The organism is Candidatus Villigracilis saccharophilus, assembly GCF_016711665.1.
On sequence record NZ_JADJSO010000071.1, the window covers coordinates 66,980 to 90,413 of the forward strand.

Sequence of the window (23,434 nt, forward strand, 5' to 3'; positions counted from 1 at the left end):
CAATATTATTAATTGTTACCATCCAGCAAAAACGACCACGCCGGAACTATTCGTATCGCCAAAGGAGAAATTAAGATGACCGCAACCGCCAAGCAGGGTTACCTATCATTTTGGACAAAACTGGCGTACGGTACGGGAGACTGGAGCCTCGCCAGTTTCGGTACACTCCGTCAGGTCTTTTACGCCATCTTTCTCACGGATGTTGTCGGGCTTGAGCCGCGACTGGCTTCTTTTGCGGCATTGATCGGCATACTCTGGGACGCGGTCAACGACCCGATCATTGGCACGATCAGCGACCGGGTGCGGTCACGCTGGGGGCGCCGCCGTCCATTCCTTCTGCTATTTTCAATTCCATTTGGATTGAGTTTTGTCGCGCTTTGGTGGGCGCCGCCATTCGAGAATCAGTACCTGCTGGCGGCCACGGTCTGCCTGACCTTTATGCTGAGCGACACACTACAGACATTGGTCTCCATCCCGTTTTATGCACTGACCCCGGAAATGACATCCGATTACGATGAGCGTACCAGCCTGAGCGGGTACCGTATGTTCTTTAATTTACTCGCTTCACTCGCAACCGCAGTTGCCGCGCCAGCGATCGTGGATGCGGCTCTGGCGGGCGGCGCAACCCAACAGCAGGGATACTTCATTGTCTCGGCATTATTTGGCGGATTGGCCGTCATTCCATTCTTCGTCATCTTTGCGGTTATACGCGAACGGGGCAACGCCGCCGATGCCGCTGAACCTGAGATCCCATTTTTACAAACCCTAAAAACCTCATGGGAAAATATCCCGTTCCGTTTTGCGACCGCGCTGTACATGCTGAATTGGATCACCTTCGACCTGGTCGCACTGGCTTTACCGTTCTTCCTGGCGTACTGGGTTGCCGACGGCAACTTGCTTCAAAAGGCGCTCGGCTTACCGCTCGACTCGGCCGTCTTTGCCTGCCTGCTCGTGACCTCGGTGATCGTTCTTCCATTCTGGGTCTGGCTGGCGCGCAAGATCGGAAAACAACGCGCGTACATCATTGGCATGGTCTTTTGGGCAGTCGTGCAATTGCTGATCTATTCCATCCAACCTGGGCAGATCACATATATTCTGGTACTGGCTGTATTGGCCGGCATTAGTGTTTCAACCGCACATGTTTTACCAGATGCCATATTCCCGGATGTGATCGAATGGGATGAACTTCGCACAGGCCGCCGCCGTGAAGGTATCTATTACGGCGTCAAGAACTTCGTCCGAAAGTTGACAGGCGCACTGGCGATCTTTATTGCACTGCAAACGCTTGGCTGGTTCGGATACCAATCCCCTCCTGCCGGGGCAACACAATTTTCGCAATCTGAACCCACGTTACAAGCCATCCGCTTTTTGATCGGTCCGTTCGGTTCGTTACTTCTATTCGGCGCTGTGGCAATGGCCTGGTTCTATCCGTTGAGCAAGGAAAGACACGCCCGGGTCCGCGCCATGCTGGAAAGAAAAAAGGAAAGAAACGAGGCGAAGAAATAGAACACAGGGAAGCTATACCGCTTCACCCATCTCTTGCAAAAGATTTTTAAGGTCGGCGATATTTTTTGATTGACCCGCATCCCATAAGCGCACGTGCCGATATCGTGAAGTATGTATGTGATTCCAGAAATTTTAATTGCACCTTCAACCACTCTGCATCGGTGTATTCCTTGCCAAAGAAAGAAAGTTCGCGGCGTAGGTTGCGGTTGTGAACCATAAATTCATCACTGCCCAATACCATAAGATCAGCATCTGCCATTATTTTTTGCGGGAGGGTAACGGGAGATTGCGGGAGGACCGTGGCAAAAATGATCCAGCAGATGGTCTCAACTTGATCGTCCGTGTACCCAAAGGTCGGCAAGGCTTCGGCGGCAATCTTCGTACTGATCAATTCATGATAGGCGGGCTGTTTTATAAAACCGAGGTCATGGAACCACGCGGCTGTCAGAAGCAAGTGAAACTCCTCCTCATTTAATTTCTCCTTTTCTGCCAACAACGTCGCAGCCGGGACAACGATATCTCGCGTGTGCGCGATCCCATGATAAAACAGGTTTGGAGATAATTCACGTTCCAATCGCTGGAGGGCGTATTGTCTTGCTTGTTCCAAACTCCTACCGTCCATTTACCTTCCTGCTACTTTTTTTAATTTTATTTTTCCAGCACTGCCACTGTGCGGATCAATTGATGGAAATAGGATGCAACCGCCAGTGATTTATTTGCCGTTTTCTCCAGGTTCCTCGCAGAAAGCGTATATACCGTAGATTAAATTATTTTCGGAAAAGCCGCTCGAACGGTTTGAACAGTCACCAGGTCAAGACTTGCCTGAAGGCGTTCGAAGGTCACTCTGCACTGATCAAGCAGATTCATTCCTTCAGCGTATTTCTGTTGAGCCAAATATACCTGCGCCAGAGCAAGCTGTGTCCTTGCGTTTTCATATTCATCATCAGCCTGTATGAGCAGGGTAAGGCTGTCCTGCATATACTTCTCTGCCGAATCCACCTGACCTTGCGCCAACGCGATCTCGCCCATGATGCGCAGGTTGTGACCTTCCTCTCGCGGAGCCGCCAGCTCACGCGCCAGATCGAGTGACTGCTGTCCATCCCGCTCTGCCGCCACGAGATCGTTTTGCTTAAGCCGCAGTTCAGCAAACAACCCATAAAGTTCAGGTAATAGATCGCGAATCTTGGCCTGGTCAAAGAACTCCAAGGAATGCTGTAATTCCGTCTCTGCCGCATCAAGCTCGGATTTCTGGATCAAGACATTTCCCATGTTCAGGTGCAATGCTCCAAAGACCCACAACGAGCCATGGATCTGGGTCAACTGACGGACAGCCTGCTGATAATAACCAAGCGCGGAATCCAGTCGTCCCAGTTTGATGGCGATGCCGCCCAAATTGTTGTTAACTAATACCTGGTTGTAGACGTGACCGATCTGAACGAACAGATCCAGTGATTGGCGGTAATGAAGGTCGGCCAGCGATAATTCACCTTTGGCAAAATATCCGTTCGCGATCAAATTATGCGAAGTCGCCTGACCGTACACATTCCCGATCTGCTCGTACTGACTCAAAGACTGCTGAAATTTTTCATTCGCCTTGCCGCCGCTGCTGCGCAGGTCGGTGATGCCCATCAAGTTATAGGTGCGTGCCTGTACGGCAACATCATTTAAAGCCGTACCAACCTGTAAGCTGCGCTCGCATAACTCAAGTGCCTTTTCATAGTTTCCCTGCCGAATGTTAATCAATCCAGCCAGCAGGGATAATTCCGCGTCTTCCAATGAGGCAGTGCCGTTCAATGCGTTGAACCCATTTTCCAACCAGGTCAATGCCTGCGCGTATTCTCCCTGTTGTTCATAAGCGCGGCCAACCCAACGGCAGCTTTGAGCCTCCGCATCGTGATCGCCTTGTGACCGCGCAAGCTCGACCGCAGTCTGCAAACTTTCGCGCGCTTCATCATACTGGCCGGTTGATACATATAACTCACCCAGAGAAATATGGATTTGCGTGCGCTCTTTCGTAGTATCTGTTTCGGTTAATTGCTGCGCGCTCTTCAACGCCTTTTGGAAGAAATCAATTCCCTGCTGGGTCGCGTGCAATTGACGCGCCTGTCCACCCGCTAAAAGATTGTATTGGAGGGATACCGGCCAAACCTCACCAGCACAGGCATGGTATGCGATCTGCACAATGGCGTCCGGCTGATACTGAACCAGCGCGTCTGCCACAGATTTATGCAATTGCTGACGCTGTGTAAAAAGCAAAGTATCGTAGGCCACTTCCTGCGTGGTGTGATGCAGGAAGGCATACATCTTCTCGACCGAGATCTCGCTGTGCATCACCTCTTCCGTTTCCATGAAGGCGGCTTCCGCTTCGATCTCGGGTTTCGCTTTCTTCTCCGGATGTGACTGGGTCAACAGCGCAAGGTCAATGGTGTATCCGATCACACTGCTGACCTTGAGAGTCATCTTGTGCGCCTCGGGCAAACGGTCCAACCGAGAGAGGATCAACCCATGAATTGAATCGGGAATCCCCAATTTCACCGTTGAAAGATCGGCGTCACTTTTTAACTGCGATTGTCCATCCACTTGCATCACAAAATTTGCGCGGCGCAAAACTTCAAGCAGTTCATCCGAGACGCGCCACTCGCCGCCATCGGTTTGAACGATCTGTCCGCCGGCGCGCATCGCACCCAATAATTCACCTACAAAAAACGGGTTGCCGCGCGCCGTTTGCTGGATGATCCCCAGCAGCAAACGTGAGAGCGGAGCGCCTAAATTCCGCTCTGCCAGCACAGCAACATCCGCCTTGGAAATTTCCGTCAGCGAAAACTCTGTGTAATTCGGGAGCGGTGCCAGTTCAGTGAACAACGGATCGTCTCCGATCCGAATAGGGCGAAGCGCAATGAACATCATCGCCGGGGAGGTTTCGCACACCTGCTGAGCCAGTGCTTGCGTCAATGCCTGCGAGGCTTCATCCATCCAATGCGCATTATCGATCAACATCAGCAAAGGCTGTTCCTGCGCCCAGGTCTGCAGCATTTCCACCAACAGCGAAAATAATGAAGCCTGTCTTAAGGTGCTATCGAGGGCGGCGGTTGTGGCGTTATCGGGAATCGGCAGCCCAAGCAGGTCACCAAGCAAGGGCAAACGCAGTTCCCAGTTTGGATGATCCGCTTTGACCGACGCGGTCAATCTGTCAACGGCTTCAATTTCCGTACTATCCAGCAAATTCAACAACTCATAAAAAATTTGACGCCACGGGGTATACGGCGCACTGCGGGTCACGCTCTGACAGATCCCGACAAGGACTCGAATATTCCTCTCCCTTGCCTGACGTAGGAAATGCGCGGCGATGTGACTCTTACCCATGCCCGCTTCGCCGCTTAAACGGATGACCTGTCCCTGCCCCGAGGATAATTTCTCCAGGCTGGATGCTAATCCTGCCAAAACCGTCTCGCGCCCCAGAGGCGGTAATGGGAAACGCGCTTCCAGCGAGAATCCAGCCTGACGGTGGCGCGCCCGCACAAGGCGGAAGAGAGCGATCGCTTCAGTTTTCCCCTTCACTTTGATCGGCGGCAAATCCTCCCAGACAAACGCAGAACCAGCTCGGTCATGGATCTCGCTGTTGGCAAGGATCTGCCCGGGCTGGGCGGCTTGCATCAAGCGAGCGGACAGATTGACAGAATCTCCCAGGACGCCGTAAGTTCTGCAGGTCGCACTGCCATACGCGCCGACGCGCATACGTCCGTAGGTCAGCCCGATCTGCAAGGACTCAATAAAATCCAATTGACCCGACAGTACCTGTAAATCCAGCGCGGCTGAGGCAGCGCGGTCGACATCATCTTCATGCGCGATGGGCGCACCAAATGCCGCGTAAAAGTAACTGCCTTTATCGCCAACCGTTAATTGCAGCAGACTGCCTTCATAACGTGCCATGATCCGCTCGACCTGACGAATGAATTCATCCAGTTTTTTTGGCGCATCCGCATCCTGATCATAGTCAATGCCGCCGAAGCGCAGGAACAACGCCGCGGCTGGGCGCAGTTCTGCAAGAAACTCTCCCTGCCCGGCCTGAAGCAAACGATACACAGACGGAATTAACCATGAGCTTAATTGTTCGTTTGTAAATGCATCTTCAGCAAGCTGCAACCAGGGATTTTCAAGTGGACGCGAGTCTTCATCAAGCCCTGTCACAACCGCAAATCGTTCGCTCGTGTGATCATCACTGCGCCACTCGGCAATTTCCAGCCGCTCACCCAAAACAGCCGCCGCGACCGAGTCGAGGATAATGTCGCCTTTGTTGGCTTGATGCTCGCAATTGGCTAAATTCTCGAGCGTCTTGCCTGCCATCACATCCACAAGCGTATATTGCGGGTCGCCGACCACGAAGCGCCGTACTGACCCGGTTGCCACCGCCGCCTTCATACCCAGCGAAACCTGTCCCCCGCCGGCAATTTGTATTTCAGAGAACTGAGCCATCGCAGTTTGCATCGCCAGTGCCGTGGCCGTGGCGCGCATGGTCGGCAGAAGGTCCGAAGTCTGATTCTGCCCGTCGAACCAGCAGGTGATCGCGTCACCGCTAAAACTGATGACACTCCCACCGAAGCGATGCAGTTCAGAGATCAGCGCATCGTACACGCGGTTCAAGTGGACGGTCAGCTCTTCCGCGCCGCGCTTGGGACCCAGCACACGCGCCAACATCTCGGTCAGCGGAGTGAAGCCGGAAATGTCTGCGAACAAGGCGGCGCCGCGTGTACGCTCGGGCAGCTCACGCCCTTCTGCTAGCGCTACCCGCCGATCCATCGGAATGTAAACAGAGGATGTTTCCATAAATTAATTCACCTTAAAAAATTTCGTTGCGAAGGTGACGTGGTCACCTTCGCAACGAGAGATTGAAATTACCTGTGGATCTTGATATTCCCGCCGCCGAGAACTTGATTCACGCCGTTCGTATCATAGACGGTATGCTCGATGCCTGCAACATCCTCCCACCAAACGCGCAGGCGGAAGGTGTCCGGGCTGGCATCGGTTGACCATACCTGGAATATGAAACTGCCATTCGGCGCGGTCACGCCTTCGATGGTGGCTTGACCTTTGACCTGAGAGGCTGCTCCGCTGATCACCAGCCACTCAACTGATGTGGAATGCAGGTGGAACCCTTTGGCTTGGAATTCTATTTCGCCGGTCGGGATGGTGGAATTCTTCTTGTACTTCGCCTGATAGCCAAGTTCAGCTTTGCTCGCGACCGCGCAGGAGGCGCGCAGCGTACACCAGCCTGCCTGTGAGTTGATCCAGCCGCCGCCGGTGACAAAGCCGGCGTTGGGGTCGTAGATCACCGCGTATCTGAAGAGCTTGGTAATAGAAGCCCCGGCGCTGTCTGTGATGACAAGCTGGACGTTATAGACACCAGGCAGGCTATAGACATGACTCGCGCTGGTTATACCCGATGTCCCCGTCAGAGTCTGAGTCGTATTTGTGCCGTCTTCCCAGATCCACTTGGCGGTTAATGTTTCCGGTGCGTCTATATCAGAGTAAGTAGCTGAGGCAGAGAAAGTGGAGTTGATCACCAACGGAATATCGAGAGCCACGATCTCACCGACTTGCGGCACGGCATTGACTTCAGCAACTGTGACGATGATCGTCTCACAATCACTGGCAGTTCCATCACTGACACAAACATCAAATGTATAAGTGTTTGGTCCCTGCGCTTCGGTCGGAGTCCACGTGAACGCGCCGCTTGTTGGATTGATGCTTGCACCAATCGGAGCGCCGACCAAAGAGTATGAAAGTGTATCCGTTGGGAGGTCGCTGTCTGTAGCGCCGGCGGTAAAGGTTAATGCCACCAATTCGTTCACAGATTGATTGCCGATCAAGCCCAACACTGGAGCGGAATTTGTAACCAAAGCATTTACCATCACTGTGATCGTCTGGTAGGAACTCAATGACCCGTCGCTAACACGCGCATAGAATGTGTATGTAATTCCAGCTTGTGCTATGGTCGGGGTCCAGGCGAAAGCACCGGTCAGCGGGTTAATGCTCGCGCCGGTTGGGGCATTGATCAACTCATAGTTCAGCGCGTTATTCCCGTTGACATCCGTGGCTGTGACGGTGAACGTCAATTCGGTCTGCCCAGTTATTGTGTGAGTGGTTGCCGCAGGAGATACCAGTGGAGCCACGTTGATGGGAGCCGTCGGGTCGCATGCATCACCGATACCATTGGCAGGGTTGACATCAACCTGATCGGTGTTGTAAACGAATGGACAGTTATCAATGCTGTCTGTCACTGTATCGTTATCTGCATCCGGAGCGGGGTCGGTGTTATCGCCGATTCCATCGTTGTCCAAGTCAAGCCATTCGGTGGTGTTGCGCGGGAAGGCGTCGAAGGCATCCACGATCGGATCGTTGTCTGCGTTGATATCGCTCGCGTCGCCAATGCCATCGTTATCGAAATCAGCCTGGGTTGGGTTTGGAACGAGCAGGCTGTTGTCAATTGAATCGACAACGCCATCACCGTCCGAATCGGCTGCCGCGGAGAGAATCCTAAACGGAAGTCCGTGATCGAGGACGAGCGAGACATTCCCAGCCTGATCAACTGCTTGGACGAAATACTCAACTGTCCCCGCCGGAGCAGGAACCGAGCCGGTCGCCAATCCCGTTGCGGGGTTGTAGGTCAGGTCAGTGCTTGACCATGAATTCGTGGTCATGTTTCGATACAACACAACTGTTCGATACACGCCAGAGTCGTCATCGCTCAACTCAACCGAGAAGTCGATGTTCCCAGTGTTGGCGGCAGAGACTGACCAAACATTTGGAGCAGTGAAATCGGTTTCGGTGAATGACGCAGTGTACACAACGAGATCGAGATTATCGTACTTGCGCAGAATGCCGGTGGTAGGTGCGGTAACGCTGGTGGTCTGGAATTGCGCGGGCACCACGATCAGCCGCTGCTGCGATGTTCCGCCCACGGTCAGAAATCTGTTAATGGTAGCCGGGCTTTGCGGGTAAAGAGTCTGCGCGAGATAGACGCCTTCCTGCGGCAGGTTAACTTCCTGATCAATGAATTGAGCGATAAGCGGGTCGTTGAAGCTGTCGGTAAATGAACCGCCTGTCATCAAGACGCCACGCAGGATCTCTGTAGCCGAGCTAAAGTTGACCGAGGTCAGCGGGAGCATTGGGCGGTTGCCTGTGGTTTGCAGTCCGCTTCCGCCATTGACCGTGTAGTAGGTCCCGCTTCGAACGGCATCCGTGATGGTGTGAGGCGTGTACGCGAAGTTCAAATTCTGATTGCGATAATTCGCGCGGGTAGGTCCGCCCAAACCAAGGGGGATACCGCCGATGACACTGCCACCGCCGGGTTTGACGCTGGTCTGAGTCGGCATGTTCACTTTAAGCATCGGCAGACCGTACAGGGTTAATTCAGCCACCACTTTTTCATCATAGGTGGTCATGCCGCCGTTGCCGAGGCTGTTGAGGTAAAGCTGTTTGGCTTGCATGAAGGATGAGCCAACGGTCTGCATGGTGCTGAGTTGGCCGGGCACCGGGTTGTATCCCAATCCTTCGGTGAAGTTCAGCATCAACCGTTCAGAGTAAGCCAGCAGATCGCCGTCACCATAACCAAAGCCGGTGTTGCCGATGAAGGTCGCGCCGTTGCGGGCAAAGATCTGGGCGTAGTCCGCGCCGGTGAATGGCAAAGATGTACCATCGTCAAACACATTCAAACCAGAGTGGCATCCGACCGAGAAAATGATCTTGCCGTTGAAGTTGCTGCTTGCATCGAACTCGGTAGCCAGCACATCGGTTGGATCGTTGGGGAAGAGACGGAAGTGATCGAAATGCGAGTTGAGCGAAATGAGATCGTACGCTTGAGCACTGAACGCCTTGGCGCGGAAATCATCCGCTGTCCAGGTATCATTGACGAGGGTGCTGTCAACGGTCACACCCTGACCGGTCAATGTTGAACCGACTTCGACCGCTTGATCTTTCAGGAAGTCATAGCCGGTGACCAGCGCGTTTTGAGGAGCAAGCACAGGCGCGGCGGTGAAGGTATCGATGACTGTCGCGATTTCGCTCGGACTTTCGACGAGACGTCCCAGACCATATTGCGGGATATACACTTCGCGACCATCCACGCCGATCGGCAGGCTGGCGGCGTAGTAATCATCGCTCAGATAATAGCGGTTTTCAAATGCGCTCTTCAGGGCTGGGCTGTCTGGGTAGGGATAAGTGCGCTCATTGGAAACCAGCGTGCGGTCAACGATGCGGCGCTGCGGGATGACCTGATCCCCGCCGACGATGACGATGTATTTCAGATCAGGATAGGATGGAAGCATACTGTACAGCAGGGACTTGATCGAGCGCGCCACATAATTCGCGGACTGCGGATTGCTTTGGTCGGCATCCCATTGAGTGTAAGCGCTGACAATTTCCGGGTATGTTGCCAGATCAATGACCGTGCCTTTGACATTGGGGTCTGCCGCAAGAGCATTGATCTTGTTGACCAGGTCAACCGAAGCAACCGTGTCAGTACCGTATCCGGTCATGCGGGCAGGATAGGTCAGGATCAATGTTTCCTTGGTCGGCGCGGCAGGCGGAGTGACAAACGATGTCGGCACGATGCTGTTATTTACCGGCATCGCCACAGCAGGCGGAGTCACATTCGTGGTGAGGGTAAAGGGTTGATTCACCGCGGCAGTATCATGCGGAACTACCATTACATACCACGGACCAGCCAACTCCTGCACGTTGCGTTCCACATATTCAGTGGTATTTGGTAAGGCATTGGCAGAAATACCAGACAGGGTTTCGATCCCGCCGACATCTCCAATGTTGCTCAATTGCGCAATATTACTAAGCTGAGCGATATTACTTAATTGGGCGATATTGCTGAGTTGCGCGATGTTGCTAAGCTGGGCAATATTACTCAGCTGGGCAATATTACTCAACTGCGCGATGTTACTGAGTTGAGCGATGTTACTAAGTTGCGCGATGTTACTGAGTTGGGCGATGTTACTAAGTTGCGCAATGTTACTCAACTGCGCGATGTTGCTGAGTTGAGCAATATCACTTAATTGCGCGATGTTGCTTAACTGTGCGATATTGCTCAATTGGGCGATGTTACTTAATTGTGCGATGTTGCTGAGCTGCGCAATGTCGGTTATCTTGCCAATATCGCGGAGCTGTCCATATTCCTGCTCAATACGCGGGGCGAAGAGAAACAGATCATAATCCGAAGCACTGTTTATAGTCGCGCTGACCACCGAGCCGGGGATGGGCACGTCAACGCGGAACCAATTCACATCGCTGGTCTTGTTTGCGCTGGCATTGACCGGTGCATTCTCGGCAACGGTAGTGCTGGTTTCGCGCACGCCATTCCCAACCTTGACAGTGTAGGAGGCATTGCCTGTATTGCCCGCATTATCTTTACAAGTTGCCGTTAGCTGCTGGACTCCTTCGCCAACAGACGAAGTGCTGGTAGTGCAGTTGTTGACATCAATACCAGCCCCACCAACATTGTCCGCCCAATTCCAATCAACGGTGACAGCACTGGTATTCCAGCCGACGCTGTTGGCGGCAGGAGTTTGAGTGGGGCTGGCAGTAGGCGCGATCGTCTCATTAACTGCGGGGATGGTCAGTCGAATGTTATCAATGTCAACGGCGATATTCGCACCGCCATTTGTTCCAAGTCGTATCTCAATAGGCTGACCTAACTGGGCCGGGGCAGCGCCGGAAGAATATACAAGCGAGGCATCAACGAAGTTGCCATTTGCCGGGGTTGTTCCTGTGGTGGATGCCAATGGCACTCCGCCGGCATATAGTTCAAGAACATACGCACCTGCTGGCACCGTGGCGCGCTTTCCAATTGCCGCAGTCAATGTGTAGGTGGTATTGGCTTGTACTGTGGAACTTAGCACCTGACCAATTCGGACGACGCCGGTATTGCGGAAATAAGCCACCATTGGGCCATTGAGCGTTCCAGGGGCTGACGGAGTTGGGTAGAACGTGGCGTTGGAATAGGCAGGGAACACACCCCAGAAACCACCACCCCCAGAAACAAGGGTCCAACTGCTTGGAGTGGCTGCGCAACAAGTCTGGGCGCCGCCGTCTGCCTCGAAGTCGAAATTGGTAATAGGTAAAGATGTGACAGCCGGTGTAGCTACAACTGAAGGGCTAAACAGTGAGGTATTGCCGTTCGAGTCAGTGGCGGTCGCGACGATCAAGTCGCCGGCGCCAACGCCGAGAGTCACTGCATTGCCTAAATTGAAATTGGATGATCCGGGCGAAGCGATTGTCGTGCGGCCCAGATAGGTGCCGCCTTCACCACTGACTGCATTATCGGCTTCATAAAAATCAATGGCGATCGGATAGGCGCTGTTGGCAATCGTGGAGTCGATGCTGTAATCTACTCTCAGAGTGCCGCCGCTGATGGCTGCCGCACCAAGCACCGGATAGTTCTGACCATTGTTTGGAAGGGATGGATCCGTGATGCTATCATCAGGATCGCCAGCATCGTTCGCGCTGACAATGTTGAGGTAAATCCCCAGGCCGGTATTGTCAAAAATGCTGTTGCCGACAATCGCATTGCGGTAGCCAGTAAACTGGCTGATGCCGATCATATTGTTGGCGATGATGTTGCCTTCGCCCGCCGCAGGACCGCCGATGGTGTTTGTCGATGCCCAGTTGCGAATCACGATCCCCCCCCAGGTTCCAGTATTGGGGATGGCAGTAAGGCCGTCGCTGCCAACGCCGATGTAGTTGCCCTTGATGGAGATGCCCGTTACACCGGGATTTAACACATCAATGCCACTGCCCCACAGCGAAATCCCCTCGACGTTGCCGGAGATGATGTTGCGTTCCAGCGTATCGCTGGTCCCATCAAGGTTGGTACCGATGCGGTTATTGTTTGAGCCGCCCTCAATGATGACGCCGACATCATTGCCCAATGCCGTTGTGCCGGCAGCATCTGTGCCGATCCTATTTCCAGCGATCACATTACCAAAGGCAGCCGAGCCTGTGATCGAGATACCTTTTTGTGTATTCCCACTGATCACATTGCCTTCCAGCGCATCATTGAGACCATCGCCATTTGTGCCGATGACCGTATTCTCGACATGGTAATTTCCAAACGCTCCCAGAACCAATCCACTGCCAATATTGCCAACGGATGCAGTGCCGGCGGCGTTCGTACCGATCAAATTGCTCTGAACAATATTACCGACAGAGTGGCGGGTGGCATCGCCGGAAAACAGAATTCCGCCGTTGTTGGAATTCCCTGAGACGAGATTATTGCGGATAATATTTCCACTGCCGCCGAAAATTGAAATCCCGCCGCTTGCGCCTCCGCCCAAAGCCTCTGTGCCTGTAACATCCGTGCCGATATAGTTATTTTGAATCGTATTATTATTCGGCGCAGAACCAAAATTGGTAAGTGAAATTTGATTATTGGTATTGCCGGAGATCAAATTACGCTGGCTGTCTAATGCTCCACCGATCAGGTTGTTGGTTGAAGCCTGCTGAATGTAAACACCACCCAACCCATTTCCCAGCGCTGTTGTGCCGCTTGCATCGGTACCGAGAAAATTACACTGGATGGTATTGTTACTGCTGTTCGGAATATGGATCCCATTATAGTAACGGTTGATGATCAGCCCGCGCACCGTGTTGCCACTTGAGCCAAAGAATCCAAATGCGTCTACACTGCCTGCGTTTGTTCCGTCGAGTTCTATCTGCAAAGCAGGCGGCCAGGCGGCACAACTCGCCCCCGGTTGAGTCAACCCATCAATAATGACCGGGCTGGAGATCGCGGGAAAGCCGGAAGAAGGAGATATTGTCCGTACGCCCGCTCCAGGAATATTAAAGTTGATCGTATCCGTCCCAAACTGGGCATTGGCTTCCTGAATGGCTGCCCGCAGGGTACACTCCCCGGGCGTTGCTGTTTCGCAAAAGCCATCCCCTGCACTGGCATCCGCAGAATCGCCTGTGCTGTTAACCGTGTATGGTCCAGCCGCCAAAACCGGGCTGATATTAAGTAGATTGAAAACCATTGTCAAAATAACGATCATGGACATGAAACGGTTTTTGTTTTTTATGGATAACATATTTTTTCTCCTGGTAAACATCGGGCGAACAAACAAATGCGCGGACAGAATATCTATCCGCGCTGATAAGGTTTAGAATTAATTTTAAAAAATATAGAGTCTGATTTTCATTTATTCCTGATCCTTGTATTGAAAATCCTTGATGCCATAAACTGCTTATTATTACAAAACCAGGCCCATAATTCTTTCCAACTACAAATTGCGTTATAAATAATAATATTCAAAATATATAGAGGTAACGGGGACTGTATGATGGATTATCTGAACTAAATAGACGGAAAAACAAATGCTCGCCAACCTTGCAATTTTGATAAGTATAGTCTTAATTGTCCGTTTTAGCCATAAGTCAAAATAAAGTCAGTATGGTGGATATGTTCGAAATCATAATTTCCTGCCGATCAGAATGGATTTGTATTCCCAAATCACATAAGAAAGTTTTAGTTTTTCAATAATTTTAACTTTTATCGGATTGTTCCTGCTGTATCGTTTGATTCCCCAGCGTCTGTTTATCCGCGATCAAGACAAATCCATAAATGATCGCTATATCCCGCCATAACTCTCTGGAATACCCTGGATGACACTTATTACTCGAAATCCTCTCTCTGCATAGGTATTATTAAAGTGAGTTCACATCAGACAGATCTGATGTTAGGTTTGGATCATACCAACCTAAGGAGGATGATCATGTCCGTTACAATGTTTGCAGGCACATTACTTGGAACAGTACTAAGTTTTGCCACCCAGAATCAGCGTCTGACCATATGCAAGTATCTCTTCAGAAAGAAACCATTCCTAGGGCAAATCATCGGATTGACCTTGGTGTTCAGCCTGATACTAATCCCCTTCCTCGCCTTGACAGGGTCCATAACCATTAACTCCACAGCGTTCTTCCTTGGAGGGTGTTTCGCGTACAGCTTCATCATAAGTTTTGCATTATCGAGCTGCACAATTGCGAGACCCCTGCACAGAGTAAGGCATGCTTACACGAAGTAAAATACATCAAGCATAAATGACACCTGCGCCAGATTGGCCGAGTAAATCTGCATTTTCCGGGGTGTGGATGAATCCCCAAAAGACGTCTCGTGGGCGATGCGGCGGACTAATTCGTTTGCGCACCATGTAGGTGATGCGTTGCACGTTAAATCCCTCGACACTCACGCTAATAATCTGCCTTAATGCGCGAAGGTGCTTGCTAGCGAGGCACGACACGAAGGAAATGCCATAGCCAGTCGCGACTGCTTCCATAATGCCTTCGGCGTTGGCTATTTCCATAAATATATTTAAATCCTCAAGGCTGATATCGAACTTTGAAAGTTCTGTCAACATTGCCCACCGTGTTCCCGAAGTTTCCTCTCTTATGTACAAGGGCTCGTTTACAATCTCGGACGGCTCAATGGATGGTCTCATAGCCCACGGGTGATTCACCGGCACGATCAATCCGATTGAATCTCGAAAAAATTCCTGGGACTCCAATCCCTTGTCATTTACTTCAGCGCTGACCACCCCAAGTTGTGCAATTCCCGCCAGCAAGTTAAGGGCAATAGTTTCCGGGCTACAAGACAAAAGATGTATCTTTACCTTGGGATACATTAGGCAAAAACGGGTTGCCAATTGAGGAAGAACATATTTACCAATGGATGTACTACAAACAATATTCAACTCTCCAACCGCAGCTTCTTGCAGAGAAGCCATCATTTCCTTCAAATCATCCATATCGTGCAGGAGATGACGCGCCCAGGGTAGTAAGAGCTGGCCGGCTTCCGTCAAATGAAGACCAATATTACTGCGAGTGAAAAGCTGAACTCCCAATTCCTGCTCAAGCAATTTGATCTGGTGACTCACACCCGGCTGACTAAGGTGCAGAAGCTTCGCCGCATCAGACAGACTTGAGCTTTCAGCAGCGCAAATAAATGTCTCAACCTTCTGAATATCAACCATGTATCTCTCCAAATAAAAATGAGAAGATCAAAAAAAAACGGGTATAGCGTCTACGCTATCGAGACCTCCAACAAATCCAACGCCGCCCGGGTTGCGATTGGAACAGCAGCCTGTACTTCGGGGGTCAAACCATCACAAAACTCAAAGCATTTATCTGTTGTAACGCCCACAATCATGATGTGCTTCGGTAACTTGGCACCGAGCCGACTACCAAATTCCAATGCATTTTGCAAAGACGCATCATGAACACTTGTTGTATGAAAGGCAGAGTAGTTCGGCATATCTTCCAGTCGCATTACAAGAACCGAGCCTATCGCTTCCTCTGATCTAAATGCATCGATCAAAATGGCATTGTCATAACCGACAAGATGTTCCATCAACCCAAGCCCGCCCAATGAAAGATATTCCACCGAAATAAAATTTTTATTAGCGAGCGGATAAGATCCAGGGGAAGAACACAGCCGCCGCTTCACTTCCTCTGCGACTTTCCAGCCAACACCGTCATCACCAAGAATGGGATTACCGAGACCGACCACCAAAGTTTTCATTGGATAAAGTTCCGTTTCTATCTATGCCTGCCTACTCTGCTTAACAAAATTGTTTCAATACTTCAATAGGATTCCCGTCCACATCCCGAACGGTGACCTCCAAAGGCATTTGTCCTGGCAGGGAATGGGTCGCGCACCCAAAGCATGGATCGTAGGCACGGAAAGCCATCTCCACCATGTTGAGCAGGCCTTCATTCACCATCCCGTCTTTGATGAGACTCGTCGCCGCCTTATTCGTGGACATCTGGATCGGCGCATAGTTGTTGGTGGTGCCAACGATGAGATTCAATTTGGTCACGATGCCCCGCTCATCGGTCCAATAATGATGCGTGAGCGTGCCGCGCGGCGCCTCGACGATGCCAATCCCCTGGGTCGGAATTTGAGTCGGTTTCGCGTGGATATTCGTAGATGTGATCTCAGTGTCAGTCACCAACTCCACCCAGCGTTCAGCCGCATATAACAATTCAACCAATCGCGCCCAATGCGTAGCGAGGCGTTGATGCACTGGCTTACCGCCAAGCGTTGCGTAAAATTTTTCATACTCCTCCTGCGCGCGCGGCGTTGCCATGCCATCGGATGCATTCAAGCGCGAAAGCGGAGTTGCCATGTACACACCCGAGTCGATGCCATCTACAAAACCTTTCCAGCCAACTTTTTTGAGATACGGGAATTTGAGATACGTCCACGGCTCAACGTGCTCGGCGATATGCTCGGCATACTCCTTCGGCGCGTATTTGACGAACTCCTTTCCATTCGGGTCCACCACGCGGACTTTGCCATCGTAGAAATTGATCTTGTTGTTCTCGTCCACCATGCCCATGTAATACGTGCGGTGGGTGTACACATCGCCGAGGATGAGGTCAACATAGGCTTTATTGCCGAGCACAATGTCATTGAACAGTTTGAGGCTGAATTGGGCAAAGTCAATTGCCCAGCGTCCCATCTCTTCGATCTCTTTACGCTGCTCTTCGGTGATGCCCTTGGTCATACCGCCAGGGATGGACGTACACGGATGCACCTTGCGCCCGCCGATCATCTCCACCACGGTATGCCCATACTTGCGCATCTGGATCACCTTGCCGCCGATCTCCAACCCCACTTTGTGAATCACACCGAGGATATTTCTTTCGGCTACAGGCGCGTCAGGTCCCATCACAAAATCAGGCCCGCCCAGAGCGTAGAAGTGAGTGGTGTGGTCGGTGCAATAGAACGCGGAATACAACAGCTCACGCAAGAGTTTTGCCGTACGCGGCGGGTCCACTTTATAGGCCATGTCTCCAGCTTTGGACGCCGCCATATTATGTGCCTCGGGGCAGACCCCGCAAATGCGATTCGTGATCAGCGGCATCTCCTCAATGGGACGTCCGACACAGAATCGTTCAAATCCGCGCAGTTCGGGAATCTGAAAATAGGTGTTGGCAACATTGCCTTTGTCATCGAGGAATATCTCGATCTTGCCGTGACCTTCGAGACGGGTGATTGGGTCGATGGTGATGCGTTGATTCATAAAGCCTCCGAGCTTTGCTGCGTGATAAGTGAAACGTGACACATAAAATCACGTTTCACTTATTATTTTTTCACTTCTCCAGAGCCGAAGCATCGTCATGCAATTCCTTGATAAGATGCGCCCGCGCCTTGACCTCTTCCATTTTGAGTGACGCATACTGCGAGGCTCCCTTCATCAATTTTTCCACCAAATCAGCAGGAAGTTTTTTGAGATCTTCATGGGAATAACCCTTCTCTTTGAGATATTCTTCAATGAGGGAATTTTCCAAAAGAGCACTACGGTCTTCAATAGGCTCAGTGTTTTCGGTCAATTTTGTGTTCATGTCATTCTCCTTTTCGAGGATCAAACGACCTTCTTTCATCTTATATTTCGTTCTTTCCACTAACCATTTTCTACTTTCCACACTTCTCTATTGGCCTTCAGCAGCGACCCCGCCAAATTAAACCGATACACCTGTCCCGTCGGGTCGGGGATTCCATCGAGGATATGCTCAATCTCTTCGGGTGTGTTCGCGTCAATGACTGATGAAAACGCGGTGATGAGACGCGCGCCGTAATCCATCACACCATCCGCGGGACCGTAACAGCCAATACACTGCGTCCCTGCCTGCGGACAGCGCGCATTGCATCCGCTGCGTGTGGCAGGCCCGTTGCATGGAATCCCCTGCTCGAGCAGGCACAAGGTTGGGTCAACAGGCGCGACATCCTGAATGCGCTTGAACTCCTTGATGAATTTCACATTCCGCGCCCGCGGACATTCATCGCAGACTGTGGAATCTCCACAACCAATGACCGAGCCTTTCGGCGGCAATTCCGCTTCTCCCTTCACAACTTTGATGACCAGATCGATCACCGCCGCAATTTGATGACTCTCAGGCGGGCAGCCTGGCATGAAGTAATCCACATCCACAACCTCTTCGAGCGGACGAACCATCCGTGAAAGGGTCGGAATATGCAATTCACCTTCAGGCACGTCATAACTTGTACGCGGATAGATTGCATTCGGGTTATCCGTCGTGATGGTATTGAACGCTGTGCGGACAATATCACCCACGGGGCTGAGATTCGCCAGCCCGGGGATACAACCTTCACAGGCGCATGAACCGAACGCAACGAGAATCTTCGATTTCTGCCTCAATAATTTAGCAATGTGCTCATTCTCATCGTTGCGGATTCCGCCATTAAAGAGGGTCAGCAGGATCGAGCCGTCTTCCATCGCTTCTACATCATGATATTTTGCATCCATCGCCACAGGCCAGAAGACAACTTCAAAGTTCGCGTCCACATCCAGAATCTTTTCGTGGGTATTCAGCACCGCAATTTCACATCCACCGCAGGAGGCGGCCCAGTACATGGCGAATTTGGGTTTGGGGTTTGTGTTCATGCGTGAACCTCCTTTTCAAATGATGAATGCGGATTGATGAATGATGAATTTTCAGATTCATCATTCTGCATTTTGCATTCTGCATTTAAATTCAATGGCCCCAACTTCCGCACCTCTTCCACAAATGCAGTTGTCTCTGCGGCGAACCGTGCGCCTTCCGCCGCGCTGGCCCAAACCAGTTTCACACGCTCGGGTTCGATGCCCAGACCTGCAAGTACACGCTTGAGCAAAAGATAACGGCGCAAGGCTTTGTAATTCTGCTCGATGTAATGACATTCGCCAGGGTGGCAGCCCGTGATCATCACGCCGTCTGCTCCGTCTGAAAGAGCACGCAGCACAAAGGTAGGGTCGAGGCGGCCGGAACACATCAAGCGGATTAATCTCACGTTCGGCGCATATTTCATGCGCGCCGTCCCTGCCAAATCCGATGCGCGATAGCTGCACCAGTTGCAGGTGAAGCCGATGATGGTGGGTTCAAAAGTGTTATCCATACGAGTCTCCATCTGTGGTGAATAGTAATTGGTAAGTAGTAATTACCATTTACTATTTACAAATTACACATCCACCAGATTTTTCAACATCAACCCATCGATCTGCGCGATGATCTGCTCATTGCTGAAGCCTGTGCCGCTGATCGCACCCGCAGGGCAGGCCGCCACGCACGTTCCGCAGCCCTGACACAGCGCGGGATTGATATAGGAAACTTTGTCATCTTCAATGAACGAGATCGCGTTGAACGGACACATGCCATTGCAAATTTTGCAGCCCGAACATAACGTTTGATTCACACTGGCCTTGATCGGTTCCAGCGAAACTTCCTTCTGCAAAATTTTGTCGAGCACACGCGCCGAAGCCGCCGCACCCTGCGCCACACTGGACGGAATATCCTTCGGCCCCTGCGCACAGCCTGCGATGAAAACGCCTTCGGTCATGGTCGCCATCGGGTCGAGTTTGGGATGCTTCTCGGTGAACCAACCGTCGGTGGAACACGAGATGCCGAACATCTTGCCGACTTCCTTTGCATCGTGGCGCGGCTGCAATCCGCTGGAAAGGATGACCATATCCACAGGGATGCGGCGCTGTTTGCCCGCCAGCGTATCCTCCACTTGAATGATGAGCTTTCCCTTTTCGCGTGCATTGCGTGCCGCAACTGTGACCTCGGCCACCTTGCCGCGCACGAAGAGAGTCTCTTCTTCGATCACACGTTGATAGAACTCGTCGTAGGCTTTGTACGCGGTACGCATGTCAATGTAAAAGTTATAGACCGTTGCGCCCGTGCGCTCGTGAACGAGATGCGCGAACTTCAATCCCTGCATACAGCAAATGACCGAGCAGTAATTGTTGAAATTCTTATCGCGCGACCCCACGCAATGGATGATGCCCACACTCTTCGGCACGGTCTTTCCATCGCGCAGAACGATATTGCCAGAAGTCGGCCCTGCCGCATTGGACAATCTCTCGAACTCCAAACTCGTGAACACATTCGGCAAACGTCCATAACCGTAATTGCTCACACGCCGCGCATCGAACAGGTCGTAGCCTGTGGCAAGCACAATGTTGCCAACATCCACTTGCAGCAATTCATCCTGTTGCTCAAAATCGATCGCGCCCGTCGGACAGAATTTCTCGCAAGCCTTGCATGTGCCTTTGAGAAAATACGTGCAGTTCTCCTTGTCCATCACGGGGTACTTCGGCACGGCCTGCGCGAACGGCGTGTACACCGCCTTGCGATAACCAAGCCCTGCCTCATAGATTTCATCGATCACTTTCTTCGGACACTTCTCCTGACAAATTCCACAGCCCGTACAAAGTTCTTCCTTGATGCAGCGCGCCTTCTTTCTGATCGTCACATGGAAACTGCCCACGAAGCCCGTCACCTTTTCAACTTCGCTCCACGTCAACAGCGTGATGTTCGGATGCGTGCCCACCTCCACCATGCGCGGCGTGAGAATGCACGCGGAACAATCCAGCGTGGGGAAAGTCTTATCGAACTGCGCCATGTGTCCGCCAATGGACGGCTCGCGTTCCACGAGATACACATGGAATCCCGCATTCGCAATTTCCAATGCCGATTGGATTCCCGCAATGCCGCCGCCCACCACCAATGTATTCGGATTGATCGGAACTTTAATTTCCTCCAGCGGACGATTCTCGATCACTCTCGACACCGCGCCTGATACAACAGCCTTGGCCTTTGCCGTCGCGACAGCTTTATCTGAATGCACCCACGAGACCTGCTCGCGGATCGAAGCCAACTCCACCAAATACGGATTCAATCCCGCGTTCTTCGCCGCCGTGCGGAATGTCTTTTCGTGCAAATGCGGCGAGCACGCCGCCACGACCACACGCGTCAAGCCAAGTTCCTTGATGTCCTTCTCAATAAATTCCTGCCCGAGGCTCGAACACATGAATTTATATTCACGCGCAATAACCACACCCTGCCGCCCAAGTTTTTCAGCAGCCCAGTTTGCAACATCGACAACATCCACAGTGCCTGAGATGTTCGACCCGCAGTGACAGACATAGACTCCAACTCGCTCTGTCATTTCACCGCCTCCTTCTTCGCCTCGTGCTTGGTCCAGCGACGCGGCATGGGCAGCCCTTCATCCTTTTTTCTCGGCGCGGCTGGTTCCTGCGTCACAGGCACTTCAATGCCGATGTTCGCCAGCGCATTCCGCGCACTGACCAGTTCCAAGCCAATGCCCAACTCGCCAGGTTCCTTCCCAAAGGCGAGACCCATCAATTGGGTGAAGAACAAAACCGGCATGTGATAATTTGTATGGAAGAAATGATTCGTTTCATTTTGATACGCATCGATGTTCATCTGACACATCGGGCAGACCGTTGCCATCAAATGCGCGCCGCGCTCGTCTGCATCAGAGACGAGTCTGCGAATTAATTCAAAGGCAGTCTCAGGCCCGATCTGAGTCATGTGCCCGCCGCAGCATTCTGTCGTGAGCGGATAATCGATCACATCCGCGCCGAGCGCGCGCAGCAGGTCATCCAATTCCGTGGGATGTTCATGGTCTGACCAGCGGTGTTGATAATCAGGCCTCGGCAACATGCAGCCCATGTACGGCACGACCTTGAGTCCGCTCAAGGGGCGCACCACTTTCGCTCGGACGGCATCCAGCCCCACGTCATAGACAAGAACGTCGATCAGGTGGCGCACATCCAGCGAGCCCGCTTTATATTCCAATCCACCTGCCGAGAGCGCATCGTTCACCTTCACCCCCAGTGACGGACGTTCCTGCATGTAATAATCAGCCTTGGCAAGATTGAGATAACAAGCCGAACACGGCGCAACGACGGTACGTGTACCATCTACCTGTTTGGAAGCCAACGCAAGATTGCGCGCGATCAACGAATAAGCAGGGATGAGATTGATGCCGAGATACTCCGTCGCGCCGCAGCAATTCCAATCCCTGATCTCTTCCAATTGCAAGTCCAGCGGCTCCACAATGGAATTGAGCGACTCCATATATGCCTTCGCGCTGGAGTCCATTGAACAACCCGGGTAGAGAAGATATTTTTTCATGAGGTCATCTCCAGCTGCTTGGCGCGCTGTAAGATCGCGTGTAATTGGTCGATGTTCTCAATTCGTTTCGGCGTGATCGCCATGCGCCCCTTCGACATCATTCCCAATCCCATCGGCATCATACCCGGCAGCCGCAGCGGAAAATGCCGCAGGTAATGCCGCGTCGCCAGCCCAAGCTCGTAACTGCGCCCGAAGGTTTCCACCATGTCCACAAAGGTCTGAGAGAAATGCGGCGCTGTTGAATCGGTGTACAGCTTCGCGTGGATCGCCATGCCCTTCAGCGTATACATCACATCCGCGATATGCACTTCTTGCGGACACCTCACCACGCAGTGATAGCACGATACGCACAACCACGGCGTATTGCTGCGCAGCACCTCACCGCGCATGCCTGCCCGCAGCATCGCAAACAACATGCGCGGTGTATGGTCCATATCCTCGGCCACCGGGCAGGAACCGCCGCAGGTTCCACACTGGATACACATCTCCAAATGCGAAACGCCCGCAGTCTTCATACTCACTTCATGTAAAAGGGAAAGGTCTTCCTCACGAGCCAACCCCGCGCGGACTCTCTCATCTGTCATTTGGGGCATAAACGCCTCCGTGCTTTGCAACTCAACCTGCCGCGTAAAGGACACGACAGACCTAAAACAGTTGCTGCTCGGCCCGACCATGGTCGCCCATTCGCAGTAAAGATTCGCTCCCCTAACTTAAAGAATAGTGACATTTTACACAATCAACAAGTAACAAAGGTAACTATACAATCCTGACAAATTTCATACACAGGGAAGAGCCACCCAAGTTTAATTTTTAGGGATAGACCAACGTTTTCCACTACCTTTTTTAGAAAGCCAGGGATTTTGTGAATCGCAAGAATTCCGTAATTATTTCATGGTACACTTGTTCTAACTAAAAAAACACGAAC

The 23,434-nt window shown here is 51.9% G+C and carries 13 protein-coding genes; 1 reads left to right on the top strand and 12 read right to left on the bottom strand.

Going from position 1 to position 23,434, the window contains the following annotated elements:
- Positions 1–75 precede the first annotated feature (75 nt).
- Positions 76–1,506, top strand: a complete 1,431-nt coding sequence (locus tag IPL17_RS22485) for a glycoside-pentoside-hexuronide (GPH):cation symporter (RefSeq protein ID WP_345309329.1) — start codon at positions 76–78, stop codon at positions 1,504–1,506.
- Positions 1,507–1,552: 46 nt separating this feature from the next.
- On the opposite strand, the gene IPL17_RS22490 is transcribed toward IPL17_RS22485, so the two are convergent.
- From IPL17_RS22490 to IPL17_RS22545, 12 genes are all read right to left on the bottom strand, one after another.
- Positions 1,553–2,128, bottom strand: coding sequence for an HD domain-containing protein (locus IPL17_RS22490; RefSeq protein WP_345309330.1), 576 nt, complete (start codon positions 2,126–2,128; stop codon positions 1,553–1,555).
- Positions 2,129–2,268: 140 nt separating this feature from the next.
- Positions 2,269–6,330 (bottom strand): tetratricopeptide repeat protein, encoded by a 4,062-nt coding sequence (locus IPL17_RS22495; protein ID WP_345309331.1) that lies wholly within the window; start codon positions 6,328–6,330, stop codon positions 2,269–2,271.
- A 68-nt stretch (positions 6,331–6,398) separates the two neighbouring features.
- A complete protein-coding gene (locus IPL17_RS22500; protein ID WP_345309332.1) occupies positions 6,399–13,595 on the bottom strand; it encodes a putative Ig domain-containing protein in 7,197 nt (2,398 codons plus the stop codon).
- Between the two features lie 999 nt (positions 13,596–14,594).
- Positions 14,595–15,533: a LysR family transcriptional regulator gene (locus tag IPL17_RS22505; RefSeq protein ID WP_345309333.1), complete on the bottom strand. Its 939-nt coding sequence runs from the start codon at positions 15,531–15,533 to the stop codon at positions 14,595–14,597.
- 50 nt (positions 15,534–15,583) lie between these two features.
- Complete coding sequence (locus IPL17_RS22510) at positions 15,584–16,081, bottom strand: hydrogenase maturation protease (RefSeq protein WP_345309334.1); 498 nt, start codon at positions 16,079–16,081, stop codon at positions 15,584–15,586.
- Positions 16,082–16,121: 40 nt separating this feature from the next.
- Positions 16,122–17,588 (bottom strand): Ni/Fe hydrogenase subunit alpha, encoded by a 1,467-nt coding sequence (locus tag IPL17_RS22515; protein ID WP_345309335.1) that lies wholly within the window; start codon positions 17,586–17,588, stop codon positions 16,122–16,124.
- A gap of 70 nt (positions 17,589–17,658) precedes the next feature.
- The gene (locus tag IPL17_RS22520) at positions 17,659–17,910 is read right to left on the bottom strand and encodes a hypothetical protein (RefSeq protein ID WP_345309336.1); all 252 of its coding nucleotides are present in this window, start codon (positions 17,908–17,910) and stop codon (positions 17,659–17,661) included.
- A 59-nt stretch (positions 17,911–17,969) separates the two neighbouring features.
- The gene (locus IPL17_RS22525) at positions 17,970–18,971 is read right to left on the bottom strand and encodes an oxidoreductase (RefSeq protein WP_345309337.1); all 1,002 of its coding nucleotides are present in this window, start codon (positions 18,969–18,971) and stop codon (positions 17,970–17,972) included.
- Entirely contained in the window at positions 18,968–19,462 is a 495-nt protein-coding gene (locus tag IPL17_RS22530) for a hydrogenase iron-sulfur subunit (protein ID WP_345309338.1), read from the bottom strand. Before IPL17_RS22530 ends, IPL17_RS22525 begins: the two co-directional genes overlap by 4 nt.
- Before the next feature lie 63 nt (positions 19,463–19,525).
- Positions 19,526–21,517 (bottom strand): CoB--CoM heterodisulfide reductase iron-sulfur subunit A family protein, encoded by a 1,992-nt coding sequence (locus IPL17_RS22535; protein WP_345309339.1) that lies wholly within the window; start codon positions 21,515–21,517, stop codon positions 19,526–19,528.
- Positions 21,514–22,509, bottom strand: coding sequence for a CoB--CoM heterodisulfide reductase iron-sulfur subunit B family protein (locus tag IPL17_RS22540; RefSeq protein WP_345309340.1), 996 nt, complete (start codon positions 22,507–22,509; stop codon positions 21,514–21,516). The genes IPL17_RS22535 and IPL17_RS22540 overlap by 4 nt, the downstream gene beginning before the upstream one ends.
- Entirely contained in the window at positions 22,506–23,102 is a 597-nt protein-coding gene (locus IPL17_RS22545; RefSeq protein ID WP_345309341.1) for a 4Fe-4S dicluster domain-containing protein, read from the bottom strand. Before IPL17_RS22545 ends, IPL17_RS22540 begins: the two co-directional genes overlap by 4 nt.
- Between the last annotated feature and the right edge of the window lie 332 nt (positions 23,103–23,434).